The organism is Streptomyces sp. Je 1-369 (assembly GCF_026810505.1).
Classification (GTDB): Bacteria; Actinomycetota; Actinomycetes; order Streptomycetales; family Streptomycetaceae; genus Streptomyces.
In genome coordinates, this window is sequence record NZ_CP101750.1 from 7810277 (window position 1) to 7829341 (window position 19065).

Genomic DNA, 19065 nt, shown 5'->3' on the forward strand with positions numbered 1-19065 from the left:
CACATGGCGAGTGAAGAGCAACTGGTCGAGTACCTGCGCAGGGTGACCACCGAGCTCCACGACACGCGTCGGCGCCTGGCGCGGGAGGAGGACCGCAGGCACGAGCCGATCGCGGTCGTCGGGATGGCCTGCCGTTTCCCGGGCGGCGTCGCCTCGCCCGAGGACCTCTGGGACCTCGTGGCCGCGGGGAAGGACGCCATCGAGGACTTCCCGACCGACCGTGGCTGGGACCTGGAGTCGCTCTACCACCCGGACCCCGCCAACTACGCCACCAGCTACGTGCGCCACGGCGGTTTCGTGGACGACGCGGGCTCCTTCGACGCCGACTTCTTCGGCATCAGCCCGCGCGAGGCGCTGGCGATGGACCCGCAGCAGCGCCTGATGCTGGAGACTTCCTGGGAGCTGTTCGAGCGTTCCGGCATCGACCCCGTCTCCCTCAAGGGTAGTCTCACGGGCGTCTACGCGGGTGTGTCGAGCGAGGACTACATGTCCCAACTCCCGCGCATTCCCGAAGGGTTCGAGGGACACGCCACCACGGGCAGCCTCACCAGCGTCATCTCCGGCCGGGTGGCCTACAACTACGGTCTCGAAGGCCCCGCCGTCACCGTCGACACGGCCTGCTCCGCGTCGCTCGTCGCCATCCACCTGGCGAGCCAGGCACTGCGCCAGGGCGAGTGCGACCTGGCCCTCGCGGGCGGGGTGCTCGTGCTGTCGAGCCCGCTGATGTTCACCGAGTTCTGCCGCCAGCGGGGGCTCGCGCCCGACGGCCGCTGCAAGCCGTTCGCCGCCGCGGCCGACGGCACGGGCTTCTCCGAGGGCATCGGCCTGATCCTGCTCGAACGCCTCTCGGACGCCCGCCGCAACGGTCACAACGTCCTGGCCGTCGTCCGCGGCTCCGCGGTGAACCAGGACGGCGCGAGCAACGGTCTGACCGCCCCCAACGACGCCGCGCAGGAACAGGTCATCCGCGCCGCCCTCACGAGCGCCCGGCTCACCCCGGCCGACGTGGACGCGGTCGAGGCCCACGGCACCGGCACCAAACTGGGCGACCCCATCGAGGCGGGCGCCCTGCTCGCCACCTACGGCCAGCACCGTGAGCGGCCCCTACTGCTCGGCTCCCTCAAATCCAACATCGGCCACACGCACGCCACCGCCGGTGTCGCCGGAGTCATCAAGACGGTCATGGCGATGCGCAACGGCCTGGTGCCCGCCACCCTCCACGTCGAGGAACTCAGCCCGCACGTCGACTGGGACACGGGCGCGGTCGAGGTCGTCACCGAGCACACTCCCTGGCCCGACACCGGCCACCCGCGCCGGGCCGGAGTGTCCGCGTTCGGGATCTCGGGCACGAACGCGCACCTGATCCTGGAGGAGGCGCCGGAGGAGGTGCCGGAGAGGGTGCCCGGCGTCGCCCCGTCCGTGGCGGGGAGTGCCGTGGTTCCGTGGGTGGTTTCCGGCAGGACACCCGAGGCGTTGCGTGAACAGGCGCGGCGGCTGGGCGAGTTCGTGGCCGGGGACACGGAGGCGCTGCCGGGCGAGGTCGGCTGGTCGCTGGCGACGACGCGGTCGGTGTTCGAGCACCGGGCTGTGGTGGTGGGCCGGGATCGGGATGCGTTGACGGTTGGTCTTGAGGCGTTGGCGTCCGGTGTGGTGTCCGCCGATGTGGTGTCGGGGGTGGCGTCCGGTGATGTGGGTCCTGGGCCGGTGTTGGTGTTTCCGGGGCAGGGGTCGCAGTGGGTGGGGATGGGGGCTCGGCTGTTGGATGAGTCGCCGGTGTTCGCGGCGAGGGTTGCTGAGTGTGAGCAGGCTTTGTCCGCGTATGTGGACTGGTCGTTGTGTGAGGTGTTGCGTGGGGATGGGAGTGAGCTGGCGCGGGTGGAGGTCGTGCAGCCCGTGTTGTGGGCGGTGATGGTGTCGCTCGCTGCGGTCTGGGCGGATCAGGGGATCGTCCCGGCTGCCGTGATCGGGCATTCGCAGGGCGAGATGGCCGCCGCGTGTGTTGCGGGCGCGCTGTCGCTTCAGGATGCGGCACGGATCGTAGCGGTACGAAGTGACGCACTGCGGCAGCTTCAGGGGCACGGCGACATGGCGTCCCTGGGGACCAGTGCCGAGCAGGCCGCGGAGCTGATCGGCGACCGTCCTGGTGTGAGTATCGCCGCCGTCAACGGGCCCTCCTCGACCGTCATCTCGGGGCCGCCCGAGCATGTCGCGGCCGTCGTCGCCGACGCGGAGGCCGCCGGGCTGCGCGCCCGCGTCATCGACGTCGGCTACGCCTCCCACAACCCGCAGATCGACGCACTCCACGACCTCCTCACCGAACGCCTCGCCGACATCCGGCCCGTGTCGACGGATGTGGCGTTCTATTCGACGGTCACGGCTGAACGTCTCGCGGACACCGCGGCGTTGGACACGGACTACTGGGTGACCAACCTCCGTCAGCGGGTCCGGTTCGCCGAGACGGTGGAGGCGCTGCTTGCCGATGGCTACCGGTTGTTCATCGAGGTCAGCGCCCATCCGGTGCTGGGTCTTGGTATGGAGGAGACGATCGAGCGGGCGGATGTGTCCGCCACGGTGGTTCCGACTTTGCGGCGTGATCACGGTGGTGTCGCTCAGTTGACCCGTGCTGCCGCGCAGGCGTTCGCGGCGGGTGCGGAGGTCGACTGGCGGCGCTGGTTCCCGGCCGGGCCGACGCCTCGTACCGTCGACCTGCCCACGTACGCCTTCCAACGCCGACGCTACTGGCTCGCCGACACGGTGAAACGGGACGACGCCGGATCGCAGGGGGCGACCGGGTCGGGGCACGCGCAGTTGGGCACCGTCGTCGCGCTCGCCGACGGGCGAGTGGTGCTCAATGGCCGGGTCTCCGCCGAGCGCGGAAGCTGGCTGGGCGGGCACGTGGTCGCCGGGACCGTGCTGGTGCCGGGGGCCGCGCTGGTCGAGTGGGTGCTGCGGGCCGCCGACGACGCGGGCTGCGCGACGCTCCGGGAACTGACGCTCCAGGCGCCTTTGGTGCTCCCCGAGACCGGGAGCCTCCAGGTCCAGGTCGTCGTGGACGCTGCCGACGACCAGGGCGGGAGTGACGTACGCGTGTACTCGCGTCCTGAGCGGGACGCCGGGGCGGTGTGGGTGTGCCATGCGGTCGGCGAGCTCGCGCGGGAGTCGGGGGCGAGGCCGCTGCGGCAGGCTGGTGCGTGGCCCCCGGCGGGGGCGGAGCCGGTGGACGTGGGCGAGTTCTACGAAGGTGTCGCCGCCGCCGGATACGAGTACGGCCCCGCGTTCCGCGGGCTGCGCGCGATGTGGCGGCAGGGCGAGGAGCTGCTGGCGGAGGTGGAGCTGCCTGAGCAGGCCGGTTCGCCCGCCGGGTTCGGCATCCACCCGGCGCTGCTGGACGCCGCTCTGCACCCGCTGCTCGCACAGCGCAGCCTGGACGGCGCTGCGGATGGGCAGGTGTTGTTGCCCTTCACCTGGAGCGGTGTCTCACTGTGGGCGACCGACGCCACGACCGTACGCGTGCGCATCAGTGGGCTCAGTGCGCTGCTTGGGAGCGGTGCGGAGACGGTCTCGCTGATCGTCACCGATCCCACCGGGTGGCCCGTGCTCGACGTCGCGGAGCTGCGGCTGCGGTCGACCAGTGCCCGACAGGTGCGGGCCGCTGTGGGGGCGGTCGGGTCCGGTGCCGATGGACTGTACGAACTGCGGTGGACGTCGCTTCCCGGCCAGGCGGTCGTGGACAGGCTCGGCGCGATCGATGCCGCCGGGTGCGTGACGCTCGGTGGGCTGGACGTCGAGGGCGTGCGTGGGCTCGCCGGAGCCGATGCCTCGCCGCCCTCCATGGTGCTGGCCCCCGTGGACACACCGGACGCCGCGTCGAGCGAGGACGGACTCGCCCTGACGGCGCGCGTGTTGGGCGTCATTCAGGAGTTCCTTGCCGAACCCCGCCTCGAGCAGACGCAGCTCGTCTTCGTCACCCGGGGCGCGGCCGGTCCTGACGAGGCGGGCGGGGTGCCGTACGCCCCGGACCCGGCGGGCGCGGCCGTATGGGGCCTGGTCCGCAGTGCGCAGTCGGAGAACCCGGGCCGCTTCGTGCTGCTCGACGCCGACGTCGACACCGACGTCGACGTTGACACCGACCTCGGCACCTACGTCGATGACGCGGAGTTCGGCCGCGGCGACCGCGCGATTCTGCGCGCGGTCCGTTGCGCGACCGACGCGGACGAGCCCCAAGTCGCTCTGCGCGGGGATCGCGTACTGGTGCCCAGGTGGGCGCGCGCCGACGTACCGGCCGAGTTGTCCGGGCCGTCCGGCGCCCGGGCCTGGCGGCTCGTGGGTGGTACGTCAGGGACGCTGGATGCCGTCGAAGCCGTGGCCTGCGACGAGGTGCTGCGTCCGTTGGAGCCGGGGCAGGTCCGTATCGCCGTGCACACCGCCGGCGTCAACTTCCGCGACGTACTGATCGCACTCGGCATGTATCCGGACGCCGACGCGCTGCCCGGCACCGAGGCGGCCGGTGTGGTGACGGAGGTCGGGCCCGGCGTCACCCGCCTGTCGGTGGGCGACCGTGTGATGGGCATGCTGGAGGGCGCCTTCGGGCCGTGGGCCGTCGCCGACGCGCGCATGCTGGCGCCCGTCCCGGCAGGCTGGGACACGAGGCAGGCGGCCGCGGCCCCGGCCGCGTTCCTCACCGCCTGGTACGGGCTTGTCGAGCTGGCCGGGTTGAAGGCGGGCGAGCGCGTGTTGATCCATGCCGCCACGGGTGGTGTGGGGATGGCGGCGGTGCAGATCGCCCGGCATCTCGGTGCCGAGGTGTTCGCCACCGCGAGTCCGGCCAAGCACGGCGTGCTGGAGGAGATGGGGATCGACGCCGCCCACCGTGCTTCCTCACGTGACGCGGGGTTCGAGGACGCCGTCCGCCGGGCCACCGGTGGGCGTGGCGTGGACGTCGTACTCAACAGCCTCACCGGCGAACTCCTGGACGCCTCCCTCCGGTTGCTCGGCGAGGGCGAGGGCGAGGGCGAGGGTTCGGGTGAGGGTGGGGCTACGGGCACAAGTATGGGTGGACGTTTCGTCGAGATGGGCAAAAGCGATCCGCGCGACCCCGAACTGATCGCGCTGAAGCACCCCGGCGTGCGGTACGAAGCCTTCGACCTGGTCGCCGACGCCGGGCCCGAGCGGCTCGGGCGGATGCTCGACCTGCTCGGCGGCCTCTTCGCCGACGGGACGCTCGTACCGCTGCCGGTCGCGGCGCGGCCCCTGGGGCGGGCGCCCGAGGTGTTCCGTTTCATGAGCCAGGCCAAGCACACTGGCAAGCTCGTGCTCGACGTACCCGCTCCGCTCGACCCCGACGGCACCGTCCTCATCACCGGAGGCACCGGCACCATCGGGGCCGCTGTGGCCGAACACCTGGCGCGCACGGGCGAGAGCAGGCATCTGCTCATCGCAAGCCGCAGCGGAGGCGCGGCCGTAGGTGCGTCCGAACTCGCCTCGCGTATCGCCGAGCTGGGGTCCGACGTCACCTTCGCCGCCGTCGACGTGACCGAGCCCGGCGCCGTCGCCGCGCTGGTCGCCGGGATCGATCCGGCGCACCCGCTGACCGGAGTCGTACACGCCGCCGGTGTGCTCGACAACGCCATGATCGGCAGCCAGAACCCCGACAGCCTCGCCCGGGTGTGGGCGGCCAAGGCGGGCGCCGCGCACGAACTGCACGAAGCGACGCGGGAGATGAGGCTCGGCCTCTTCGTGATGTTCTCCTCCTTCGCCTCCACCATGGGCACCCCGGGTCAGGCCAACTACGCCTCCGCCAACGCCTATTGCGACGCGCTGGCCGCGCGCCGCCGCGCCGAGGGCCTCGCCGGGCTCTCCGTGGCATGGGGGCTGTGGGAGGCCACCAGCGGCCTGACCGGCACGCTGTCCGCGGCCGACCGGGCCCGCATCGACCGGTACGGCATCAAGCCGACCGGCGCGGCCCGCGGCTGCGCCCTGCTGGCCGCCGCGCGCACCCACGGGCGCCCCGACCTGCTCGCGATGGACCTGGACCCCCGCGTCCCCGCCGCCTCCGACGCCCCGGTCCCCGCCGTACTGCGCACGCTGGCGGCGGCCGCCACCGGAACATCCGCCACCACCCGTCCCACCGCGGCCGCGGCGGGCGAGGCGACGGACTGGTCGGACAGGCTCGCGGGCCTCACCGCCGACGAGCGACGCGACCTCCTCACCACGCTGGTCCGCACCCAGGCGGCCGGAGTCCTCGGCCACGCCGACCCGGACGCCGTGCAGGTGGACACGCCGTTCAAGGAGCTCGGGTTCGACTCGCTCACCGCCGTGGAACTGCGCAACAGGCTCGCCGCCGTGACCGGCCTGAAGCTGCCCGCGGCGCTCGTCTTCGACTACCCGCAGGCCCACGTGCTCGCCGCCCACCTGGCCGAACGGCTCGCCCCCGGCGCGGCGGCGCGGGCCACGAACAGCGACATGACCGCCCAAGTCCTCCAGGAGGTGGCCCGGGTCGAGCACGCCCTGTCCGCCGCCGTCGCGCAGGGCCTGGACCAGGCGGCCGTCGCGGCCCGCCTGGAGGCGCTGCTCGCCCGCTTCGCGGCGAGCACGGCCGCCGCGCCGGACGGCGACGACGCGGCGGACCAGCTGGAGACGGCCACCGCCGAGCAGGTACTGGACTTCATCGACAACGAACTCGGGGTGTGAGCCGCGTGCCGGCCGCACACCTCGCGTCGCGATCACGGGCGGGGAGCTAGAGCGCACATGGTGAGCGAAGAGAAACTGGTCGACTACCTCAAGCGTGTCTCCGCGGACCTGCACGCCACTCGGCAGCGGCTGCGCGAGGCGGAGGAACGCGACCAGGAACCGGTGGCCGTGGTCGAGATGGCCTGCCGCTACCCCGGCGGTGTCCGCACCCCCGAAGATCTGTGGGAGCTGGTCTCCGCGGGCGGCAACGCACTGGGCGCCTTCCCCGACAACCGCGGCTGGGACCTGGAGCGGCTCTTCCACCCCGACCCCGACCACCCCGGTACGAGCTACGCGCGCGAGGGCGGGTTCGTCCACGACGTCGACCGGTTCGATCCCGAGTTCTTCGGCATCAGCCCGCGCGAGGCCACGGTCCTCGACCCGCAGCAGCGGCTGCTCCTGGAGTGCGCCTGGGAGGCGCTGGAGCGCGCGGGCATCGACCCGCAGTCGCTGCGGGGGAGCAGCACCGGCGTGTACGCGGGCGCCGCACTGCCCGGCTTCGGCACGCCGCACATCGACGCGGCCGCGGAAGGCCACCTGGTCACGGGCAGTGCCCCGAGCGTCCTCTCGGGCCGCCTCGCCTACACCTTCGGCCTGGAAGGGCCCGCGGTGACGATCGACACCGCCTGCTCGTCGTCGCTCGTCGCCGTGCACCTCGCCGCGCACGCGCTGCGGCGGCGTGAGTGCGACCTGGCGCTCGCGGGCGGCGTCACCGTCATGCCCACGCCGTACGTCTTCACCGAGTTCTCCCGCCAGCGCGGGCTGGCCGCCGACGGCCGCTGCAAGCCGTTCGCGGCCGCCGCCGACGGTACGGCCTTCTCCGAGGGCGCCGGACTCCTCGTACTGGAACGTCTCGCCGACGCCCGCCGCGCCGGGCACCGGGTACTCGCCGTGATCCGCGGCTCGGCCGTCAACCAGGACGGTGCGAGCAACGGGCTCACCGCCCCCAACGGGCCCTCCCAGCAGCGCGTGATCCGTGCCGCCCTCGCAGGGGCGCGGCTCTCGCCCGCGGAGGTCGACGCGGTCGAGGCGCACGGTACGGGGACCCGGCTCGGCGACCCGATCGAAGCCGACGCGCTCCTCGCCACGTACGGGCAGGAGCGGCACGAGGGTCGGCCGCTGTGGCTCGGCTCGGTCAAGTCCAACATCGGGCACACACAGGGCGCGGCAGGGGCCGCGGGCCTCATCAAAATGGTGCAGGCGCTGCGGCACGAGACGCTGCCCGCCACGCTGTACGCCGACGAGCCCACGCCGCACGCCGACTGGGAGTCGGGCGCGGTACGGCTCCTCACGGAGCCGGTCGCCTGGCCGCAGGGCGACCGGGTACGCCGGGCCGGTGTCTCGTCCTTCGGCATCTCCGGCACGAACGCCCACCTCATTCTGGAGGAGGCGCCTTCGGTCGAGGAGGCGCCTTCGGCCGAGGTGGCGGCAGAGGGGGTTGCTGACGGTGCTCGGGCCTCGGGGGTGCGGGCACCGGTGCCGTGGCTGCTTTCGGCGCGCACGTCTGAGGCGTTGCGGGCGCAGGCGGAGGCGGTGGGGGGCTACGTTGCGGCGCTGGGCGACGAGGCCGGTTGCGCCGATGTGGGCGGGACCCTGCTTCGTCGCACCCTCTTCGAGCACCGTGCGGTCGTGCTCGGTGGGTCTCGTGGTGAGCGAGGCGAAGGCGGCGAAAGTGGTGAACGCGGTGAGCTCGCTGAGCTCGGTGAGCGGGGTGCCGCGCTGGCCGCTCTCGCGGGGGGACGTGCGCACCCCGCCCTCATCCGTGCCGCGGGCCCGGCCCGAAGCGGCGGTACCGCCTTCCTCTTCACCGGACAGGGAAGTCAACGTCCGGGCATGGGCGCCCAGTTGTACGACGCCTTCGACACGTTCGCGCAGTCACTGGACGAGACGTGCGCACTGCTGGACCCGCTGCTCGAACAGCCCCTGCGCGCTACCTTGTTCGCCGCCGCCGACTCCGCACAGGCCGCCGCGCTGCACGGCACCGGTGTGACCCAGGCCGCCCTGTTCGCGCTCGAAGTCGCCCTCTACCGCCTGGTGACCTCCTTCGGGATCACCCCCAGCCACCTGACGGGTCACTCCGTCGGCGAGATAGCCGCCGCGCACGTCGCCGGGGTGCTCACCCTGCCCGACGCCTGCACGCTGGTCGCCGCTCGCGGACGCCTCATGCAGGCACTTCCCGGGGGCGGCGCGATGCTCGCCGTGCAGGCGGCCGAGGACGACGTACTGCCGCTGCTGGCGGGGCGCGAGGAAGCCCTCTCCCTCGCCGCGGTCAACGGTCCCGCCGCGGTCGTCGTGTCCGGTGACGCCGGTGCCGTCGCGGACGTCGAAGAGACCCTGCGCGGGCGCGGGCTCAAGACCAAGCGGCTCAACGTCAGCCACGCCTTCCACTCCCCGCTCATCGAGCCCATGCTCGACGACTTCCGTGCCGTGGCCCGCACCCTCACCTTCCACGCGCCGACCCTCCCCGTCGTCTCCAACCTCACCGGTCGCCTCGCCGACGCGGAGCTGCTCGCCGACCCCGAGTACTGGGTACGGCACGTGCGGCAGCCCGTGCGGTTCTACGACGGGCTGCGCACCCTGGGCGACCAAGGCGTCGTGCGCTACCTGGAACTGGGGCCCGACCCTGTCCTCGCCACCATGGTCCAGGACTGCCTCCCGGTCCGGACGGGCGACGCGGGGGACGCGAGGGGCGTGGAGGGCGTGAAGGGCGCGGTGGACGCGGTGGACGCGGTGGACGCGGAGCCGGTCGTCACCGCCGCGCTGCGCTCCGGGCACGACGAGGCCCGCACGCTGCTCGGCGCCGTCGCCGCGCTCCACGTCGACGGGCAACCGGCCGACCTCACCGCCCTCGTCCCCGCCGACGCTGCGCAACTGCCCCTGCCCACCTACCGGTTCCAGCGCCGCCGCTACTGGCGCGTCACCCCCGACCCCGCCGCCCCGGCCCGCGAGGCCGGCCTCCAGGAGACCGGCCACCCCCTGCTGCCCGCCGTCATCCGGCAGGCCGACGGCGGCCTCCTGCTCGCGGGACGCCTCTCCCTGCGTACGCAACCGTGGCTCGGCGACCACGCCATCGCGGGCGGCGTACCGCTGCCCGCCACCGCCTACGTCGAACTCGCGCTGCTCGCGGGGCGGCACGGGGACTGCGACGCCATCGACGACCTGACGTTGGAGACGCCGCTGCTGCTCGACGACTCCGGCGCCGGAACGCATGGTGAAGGTGGCACTGACGCCGTGAAGGTCCAGGTCGCCCTCGGCGCGCCCGACGAGTCCGGCCGCCGCACCCTCACCATCCACTCCCGGCCCGCGGGCGCCGAAGGCGACGACGAAGTGGGTGGAGGCGGCGAGGTGGGTGGTGACGGCGAGGACGGCGACCCGTACGGGTGGCGCCGCCACGCCACGGGCGTCCTCACCACGGGCCGGGCCACCGAGCCGCCCGCCCCCGACACCGCTCCGTGGCCGCCCGCCGACGCCACCGCCCTCGACGTGGACGCGCTCTACGCCCGTCTCGACGCGCAGGGCTACAGCTACGGACCCGCCTTCCGCGCCGTACGCGGCGCCTGGCGGCACGGCGACGACCTGTACGCCGACGTCCGCCTCGACGACGAACAGCGTGCCGACGCGGCCGCGTTCGCGCTCCACCCGGCCCTCTTCGACGCCGCTCTGCACGTGGTGGACGAGCTGTACCGAAACGCCGGGGGCGGAACGGAACTCGCTGACGCACCGGAAGCGCCGGTGCGGCTGCCGTTCTCCTTCAGCGACATACGCCACCACGCCACCGGCGCCACACGCCTGCGCGTCAAGCTCAGCCCCCAGGGTGACGACCGGCTGCGCCTCACCCTGACCGACGCGGAGGGTGCTTCCGTCGCCACGGTCGACACCCTGCAACTGCGGCTCGTCGCCGCGGACCGCTGGCGCTCCGCCCATCCCGCGGCGGCACCGCCGCTCCACCACCTGAACTGGCAGCAACTCTCGCTGCCGGACGCGCCGTTGACGCCCACCACCTGGGCCGTGCTCGGCAGCCCTGACGACGCGGGCCTCGGCGCCGCCGCGCACCGTCACCCGGACGTGGCCGCCCTGACGGACGCGATCGCGAACGGCGAACCCGTACCGGACATCGTCGTCGTACCCATACCCCCCGATGACACGGAGGCGGCAGGCGCGCAGGACGAGGCCCCGGGCCAGGGCAGGCCATCGGGTGACCTCCCCACCCGCGTACGGGCACACGCGCAGCACGCCCTCGACCTGCTGCGCGCCTGGTTCGCCGCGGACACGCTCAGCTCCGCCCGCCTGGTCATCCTCACCACCGGCGCCGTCACCGCCCACACCGACGACACCCCCGCCGACCTGGCCACCGCACCCCTCTGGGGCCTGGTCCGCGCAGCCCAGGCGGAACAGCCCGACCGCGTCCTGCTCGTCGACACGGACGCGACCCCGGCATCACACCGTGCCCTCCCCGCCGTCGTGTCCGCGGCACTCACGCACGCCGCCGAGACGGAACTCGCCCTGCGCACAGGCACGGCACTGGTTCCGCGGCTCACGGTGACCCAAACGCTGCCACCGACGCCGACGCCGACGCCGACGCCGACGGCGACCTCACCCCGAACCACCACCACTCCCACTCCCACCCCCACCCCACCCTTCCCCCCAACCGGCACCACCCTCATCACCGGCGGCACAGGTGGCCTGGGGCGGGCCGTTGCCCGGCACCTCGCCGCTGTGCACGGCGTTCGCCACCTGCTCCTCGTGAGCCGACGCGGCGACGCCGCCGAAGGGGTCGCCGAGTTGCGGGCCGACCTCGCGGACGACGGCGTCGACGTACGCGTCGCCGCCTGCGACATCACCGACCCCGAAGCGCTGGCCCGGCTCCTGGCGGACATCCCCGCCGCCCACCCCCTCACCGCCGTCGTCCACACCGCGGGCGTCATCGACGACAGCCTCATCGCGTCGATGACCCCCGAACGGCTCGACGCCGTCCTCGCCCCCAAGACCGACGCGGCCTGGAACCTGCACGAACTCACCCGCGACATGGACCTGACCGCGTTCGTCCTGTTCTCCTCCGGCGCGTCCGTCCTCGGCAACGGCGGTCAGTCCAACTACGCCGCCGCCAACACCTTCCTCAACGCCCTCGCCGAACACCGCCGCGCCCAAGGCCTCGCCGCCACATCCCTGGCCTGGGGCCTGTGGGAGTCCGCGTCCGGCGGCATGGCGGCCCGGCTCGGAGACACCGACCGCGCCCGCATCCACCGCACCGGCGTCGCCGCCCTCACCGACGCGCAGGCCCTCGCCCTCTTCGACGCCGCCCTGACGGCCCCGCACCCCACGGTCCTCGCCACCCGCTTCGACCGCGCCGTACTGCGCGCCCAAGCCGTCGCCCACGCCCTTCAGCCAGCCCTGCGCGGCCTCGTGCGTACGCCCCGGCCCACCGCGGCCGCCGCCCAGAACAACACCGCGGCACCCACCTCCTGGAGCGGCCGTCTCGCGCGCCTCTCCGCCGCCGACCGTGACCGCGCCCTCAGCGACCTCGTCCGCGAGCAGATCGCCACCGTCCTCGCCCACCCCTCACCCGAGGCCCTCGAACTCGGCCGCGCCTTCCAGGAGTTGGGCTTCGACTCGCTCACCGCCCTGGAACTCCGCAACCGCCTCTCCACCGCCACAGGCATCCGCCTCCCCGCCACCCTCATCTTCGACCACCCCAGCCCCACCGCCCTCGTACGCCACCTCCGCAGCCACCTCCCCGACACCGACACCGGCACCCCCACCTCCCCGGCCGCTCCCGCCCCAGCCGCCCGCACCACCGCCACCGACGACGACCCCATCGCCATCGTCGGCATGGCCTGCCACTATCCGGGCGGCGTGACCTCGCCCGAGCAACTGTGGCGCCTCGTCGCCACCGGCACCGACGCGATCGGACCGTTCCCCGAGGACCGCGGCTGGGACACGGCCAACCTCTTCGACCCCGACCCCGAGCAGGTCGGCCACAGCTACACCCGAGAAGGCGGCTTCCTCTACGACGCCGCCCGCTTCGACGCCGGGTTCTTCGGCATCAGCCCCCGCGAGGCCGCCGCCACCGACCCGCAGCAGCGCCTGCTCCTCGAAACCGCCTGGCAGGCCTTCGAACACGCGGGCATCGACCCGGCAACGCTCCGCGGCACCCCGTGCGGCGTCATCACCGGGATCATGTACGACGACTACGGCTCCCGTTTCCTCGCCCGCAAGCCCGACGGCTTCGAGGGCCGCATCATGACCGGCAGCACCCCGAGCGTCGCCTCCGGCCGGGTCGCCTACACCTTCGGCCTGGAGGGCCCCGCCATCACGGTGGACACGGCGTGCTCCTCCTCGCTCGTCGCCATGCACCTGGCGGCCCAGTCCCTGCGCCAGGGCGAATGCGAGCTCGCCCTCGCGGGCGGCGTGACCGTCATGGCCACCCCGAACACGTTCGTGGAGTTCTCCCGCCAGCGCGGCCTGGCCCCCGACGGCCGCTGCAAACCGTTCGCCGCCACCGCCGACGGAACCGGCTGGGGCGAGGGCGCGGGCCTCGTCGTCCTGGAACGCCTCTCCGACGCCCGCCGCAACGGCCACCGGGTACTTGCCCTGCTGCGCGGCTCGGCAGTGAACCAGGACGGCGCTAGCAACGGTCTGACCGCCCCGAACGGCCCCTCACAGGAACGCGTCATCCGCGCCGCCCTCGCGGGCGCGGGCCGCGGCGCCGACGACGTGGACGTCGTGGAGGCCCACGGCACGGGCACGACGCTGGGCGACCCCATCGAGGCGCAGGCCCTGCTGGCCACGTACGGCAAAGGACGCACCGACGAACGGCCGTTGTGGCTCGGCTCGGTGAAGTCCAACATCGGTCACACGCAGGCCGCGGCTGGTGCGGCCGGCGTCATCAAGATGGTGATGGCGCTCCAGAACGACCTGCTTCCGGCGACCCTGCACGCCGACGAGCCGACCCCACACGTGGAATGGGACGGCGGCGGCGTACGACTGCTGACCGAGCCCGTCCCGTGGACCCGCGGCGGCGAACGCGCACGGCGCGCCGGGGTGTCGTCCTTCGGCATCTCGGGGACGAACGCGCATCTGATCTTGGAGGAGGCGCCGGAGGACGGGGTTTCGGCCGGTTGTGTTGCGTCGGTGCCGGATGGTTCGGTGGTGCCGTGGGTGGTTTCCGGGCGGACGCCTGATGCGTTGCGGGAGCAGGCGCGGCGGTTGGGTGAGTTCGTGGCCGGGGACACGGAGGCAGCGCCTGGAGAGGTTGGCTGGTCGCTGGCCACGACGCGGTCGGTGTTCGAGCACCGGGCCGTGGTGGTCGGTCGGGGGCGCGATGAGCTGGTGGCCGGGGTGGCGGCGCTGGCTGCCGGTGAGGTGTCGGCGGACGTGGTGTCCGGCGCGGCTGCCTCGGCCGGTGCGGGGCCCGTGCTCGTTTTCCCGGGGCAGGGGTCGCAGTGGGTGGGCATGGGCGCCCAACTGCTGGATGAGTCTCCCGTGTTCGCGGCACGTATCGCCGAGTGCGAGCAGGCCTTGTCCGCATATGTGGACTGGTCGTTGCGTGAGGTGTTGCGCGGGGACGGGTCCGAACTCTCCCGAGTCGAGGTCGTGCAGCCCGTGTTGTGGGCGGTGATGGTCTCGCTCGCCGCCGTCTGGGCTGATCAGGGGATCGTCCCGGCCGCTGTGATCGGGCATTCGCAGGGCGAGATGGCCGCCGCGTGTGTCGCGGGCGCGCTGTCACTGAAGGATGCGGCACGGATCGTGGCGGTACGAAGTGACGCGCTGCGGCAGCTTCAGGGGCACGGCGACATGGCCTCCCTGGGCACCAGTGCCGAGCAGGCCGCCGAGCTGATCGGCGACCGGTCGGACGTGAGCATCGCCGCCGTCAACGGGCCCTCCTCGACCGTCATCTCGGGGCCGCCCGAGCATGTCGCGGCCGTTGTCGCCGACGCGGAGGCCGCCGGGCTGCGCGCCCGCGTCATCGACGTCGGCTACGCCTCCCACAACCCCCAGATCGACGCACTCCACGACCTCCTCACCGAACGCCTCGCCGACATCCGGCCCGTGTCGACGGACGTGGCGTTCTACTCCACCGTCACCGCCCAACGCCTCGACAACACCCAAGCGTTGGACACCGACTACTGGGTCACCAACCTCCGCCAACCCGTCCGCTTCGCCGACACCATCAACGCCCTCCTCACCGACGGCTACCGCCTCTTCATCGAAGCCAGCCCCCACCCCGTCCTCAACCTCGGCATGGAAGAGACCATCGAGCAGGCCGACGCCACCGCCACCGTCGTTCCCACCCTGCGCCGCGACCACGGCGACACCGCCCAGCTCGCCCGCGCCGCGGCCCAGGCCTTCACCGCGGGCGCCGACCTCGACTGGCGGCGCTGGTTCCCCGCCGACCCCACCCCCCGCACCGTCGACCTCCCCAGCTACGCCTTCCAGCACCAGCACTACTGGCTGGAGGAACCCACCGGACTCACCGGAGACGCCACCGATCTCGGCATGGCTTCGGCCGGGCACCCGCTGCTCGGCGCCTGCGTCGAACTCGCCGAGACCGACTCGTACTTGCTCACCGGACGGCTCTCCCGTACGGCCCCGACATGGCTGGCCGAACACCACGTGGCCGGAGCGGCCCTCGTGCCGGGCGCCGCGATCGTGGAGTGGGTGCTGCGGGCCGCCGACGAGGCGGGCTGCGCGACCGTCGACGAGCTCATGCTCCAGGCGCCGCTCGTGCTGCCCGACGACGGTGGCCTGCAGATCCAGGTGACCGTGGGGGCGGCCGACGAGCAGAGCGGCCGACGTGACGTACGCGTGTACTCGCGTCCTGATCAGGTGGGCGGCAGCGACTGGCTGTGTCATGCGGCCGGTGTGGTGAGCCAGGAACCCGCCGCCGAATCGACCGTGTTGGACGGATCGTGGCCGCCGGCCGGTGCTGAAGCCGTCGACGTGGAGGGTTTCTACTCGCGGGCCGCGGAGGCGGGTTACGAGTACGGTCCCGCGTTCCAGGGGCTGAGCGCCCTGTGGCGGCACGGGACGGAGCTGCTCGCCGAGGTGGAGCTGCCCGAAGCGGGCGGCTCGCACGACGGATTCGGTATCCACCCGGCCCTGCTGGACGCCGTCCTGCATCCGCTGATGCTCCTCGACCGGCCCGAGGGCGGGCAGATGTGGCTGCCGTACGCGTGGAACGGCGTGTCGCTGCGTGCGGACGGGGCGACCCGCCTCCGCGTCCGGCTCTCCCCGCAGGGGGAGTCCGCCGAGCGTGACCTGAAGGTGGTCATCGCCGATGGGACGGGCGCGCCCGTCATGGGCGTCGACGCGTTGACGCTCCGCGCGGCCGACCCCGCCCGGCTGGTGGCGGCGGCCGCCCCCGGTGGCGTCGACGGCCTCTACACCGTCGACTGGACGCCCCTCCCCGCCCCGGCCTCCGAAGACATGGAGGGCGGGGACTGGGTCACGCTCACCGATGGTGCCGGGATGGCCGATGTGGTGGCGGTTTCCAGTGCCGGGGGCGCGGTGCCATGGGCGGTGGTGGCTCCCGTCCAAGGCGCCGCGGGCGACGGCCTCCGGGTCGCCGAGCGCGTGCTGTCGGTGGTGCAGGACTTCCTCGCCGCACCCGGGCTGGCGGAGTCCCGTCTGCTCGTGGTGACGCGCGGGGCCGTGGTCATCGAGGGAGTCGGCGACGACAACGACGTGGACCCCTCCGCCGCCACCGCGTGGGGCCTCGTGCGCAGTGCCATGTCGGAGAACCCCGGCCGCTTCGTCCTGCTCGACACCGAAAGCGACATCGTCACCATCACCGGTACCGACGGCGGCACCGGCACCGGCACCGGCACTGACGGCGACGTACTGCCTCAAGCCGCCGTACACCACGCCGTCACCGTCCTCGACGAGCCTCAACTAGCGCTCCGTGAAGGAGCCTTGTACGTACCGCGCCTGACCCCCGCACGCGCCCCCGAAGAACTCGTCCCGCCCGTCGGGTCGTCCGCCTGGCGGCTCGGTACCTCCGGTACCGCCACCCTGGAGAACCTGGCGGTGATCGACGCCCCGGAGGCGCTCGCTCCGCTGGAGGCCGGACAGGTGCGGGTCTCCGTGCGGGCCGCGGGGATGAACTTCCGTGACGTGCTGATCGCGCTGGGCATGTATCCCGACAAGGGGACCTTCGCGGGGAGCGAAGGGGCCGGTCAAGTGACCGAGGTCGGGCCCGGCGTCACACATCTCGCCGTCGGCGACCGTGTGATGGGGCTGTTCGAGGGCGCCTTCGCGCCGCTGGCGGTCGCGGACGCCCGGATGGTCGTCCCGGTGCCGGAAGGGTGGAGCCTCCAGGAGGCCGCGGCCGTGCCCGTCGTGTTCCTGACCGCCTGGTACGGGCTCGTGGACCTAGGCCGTCTCCGCGCGGGCGAGACACTGCTCATCCATGCCGGAACCGGCGGCGTGGGCATGGCCGCAACGCAGATCGCCCGCCACCTCGGCGCCGAGGTGTACGCCACCGCCGGCCCCGCCAAGCACGGTGTGCTCGACGGCATGGGCATCGACGCGAACCACCGCGCCTCGTCCCGGGACCTCGACTTCGAGGGGACCCTGCGGGGGGCGACGGGCGGACGCGGCATGGACGTCGTACTCAACAGCCTGGCGGGGGAGTTCACCGACGCCTCGCTGCGGCTGCTCGCACCGGGCGGGCGCATGGTCGACATGGGTAAGACCGACAAACGCGACCCCGCGCGCGTCGCCGCCGAACACGCGGGCGCGTGGTACCGGGCCTTCGACCTGGTGCCGCACGCAGGACCCGACCGGATCGGGGAAATGCTCGCGGAGATGGGCGAGTTGTTCGCCTCCGGTGTGCTGGCGCCGCTGCCCGTGAAGACGTGGCCGTTGGGTCGGGCGCGGCAGGCGTTCCGGTTCATGAGCCAGGCGAAGCACACCGGCAAGCTGGTGCTGGAGATCCCGCCCTCCCTCGACCAGGAAGGCACGGTCCTCATCACCGGCGGTACCGGGGTACTGGCCGCCGCGGTGGCCGAGCACGCGGTCGAGAAGTGGGGCGTACGACACCTGCTGCTGGCCGGGAGGCGTGGAGCGGAAGCGCCCGGGTGCGCTGAACTCGTCGACCGGCTCACGGAGTCGGGCGCCGAGGTGACCGTCGTCGCGGCCGACGTCAGTGAAGCGGACGCGGTGGCGGAACTCGTCGGCAAGACGGATCCCGCCCACCCGCTGACCGGGGTCATCCACGCGGCGGGCGTCCTCGACGACGCCGTGGTCACCGCGCAGACGACCGAGAGCCTCGCACGGGTCTGGGCGGCGAAAGCCACCGCCGCGCGACACCTGCACGAGGCGACACGGGAGTTGCGGCTCGGCCTGTTCGCGGTGTTCTCCTCGGGAGCGGCGACACTCGGGAGCCCGGGGCAGGCCAACTACGCGGCAGCCAACGCCTATTGCGACGCGCTCGTCCAGCGTCGCCGTGTCGAGGGTCTCGGCGGCGTTTCGGTCGGCTGGGGGCTGTGGCAGACGGCGAGCGGCATGACCGGGCACCTCGGCGAGGCGGACCTGGCGCGCATGAAACGCAGTGGATTCACGCCGTTGACGACGGAGAAGGGCTTGACGCTCCTTGACGCGGCGCATGCCCACGGCCGACCGCACGTCGTCGCGGTGGACCTCGACGCGCGCGTCGTCGCTGGCCGGCCCGTCGCGTCCCGGCCCCCGCTCCTGCGCGGGCTGGGCGGTGCGGAGAGCCCGGGAACGCGAAGGGTGCGCCGCACCGCCGCCGCGGGCGCCGCCGCCTCGGCGGACGGGCTCGCCGCGCGGCTCGCCGGGGTCCCGGCCGCCGAACGGCGCCGTCTGCTGCTCGACCTCGTCCGCGGCAACGTCGCGGGCGTCCTCGGGCACGCCGATCACGACGCCGTCCGCCCGGACACGTCGTTCAAGGAGCTCGGCTTCGACTCTCTGACCGCCGTGGAACTGCGCAACAGGCTCGCCGCCGCGACCGGCCTGAAGCTGCCCGCGGCACTCGTCTTCGACTATCCGGAGTCCGCCGCCCTCGTCGAGCACCTCCTGGAGCGCCTGGCGCCCGACGGCGCCCCGCCGCCCCTCAAGGACGCCGCCGACCCCGTGCTCAACGAACTGGGCAGGATCGAGTCCTCCCTGGACGCTCTCTCCCTCGACGACGAGGCGCGGGGTCGCGTCACCCGGCGCCTCAACACCCTCCTGTCCAAGCTGAACGGCTCCGGATCAGGCTCGGGCCGCGGCTCCGGTCCCGGCGGTGGCGCCGTGGCCGGCATGGCGGACCTGGACGCCCTCGACGACGTGTCCGACGACGAGATGTTCGAGTTCATCGACCGTGAGCTGTGACCC

Annotated in this window: 2 protein-coding genes; both read left to right on the top strand. The window is 73.2% G+C overall.

From position 1 onward, the window contains the following. Positions 1-3: 3 nt before the first annotated feature. On the top strand, positions 4-6690 hold the full coding sequence (locus tag NOO62_RS34870; protein WP_268774780.1) for a type I polyketide synthase: 6687 nt from the start codon (positions 4-6) through the stop codon (positions 6688-6690). A 57-nt stretch (positions 6691-6747) separates the two neighbouring features. Continuing rightward, the gene (locus tag NOO62_RS34875) at positions 6748-19062 is read left to right on the top strand and encodes a type I polyketide synthase (protein WP_268774781.1); all 12315 of its coding nucleotides are present in this window, start codon (positions 6748-6750) and stop codon (positions 19060-19062) included. Positions 19063-19065 lie beyond the last annotated feature (3 nt).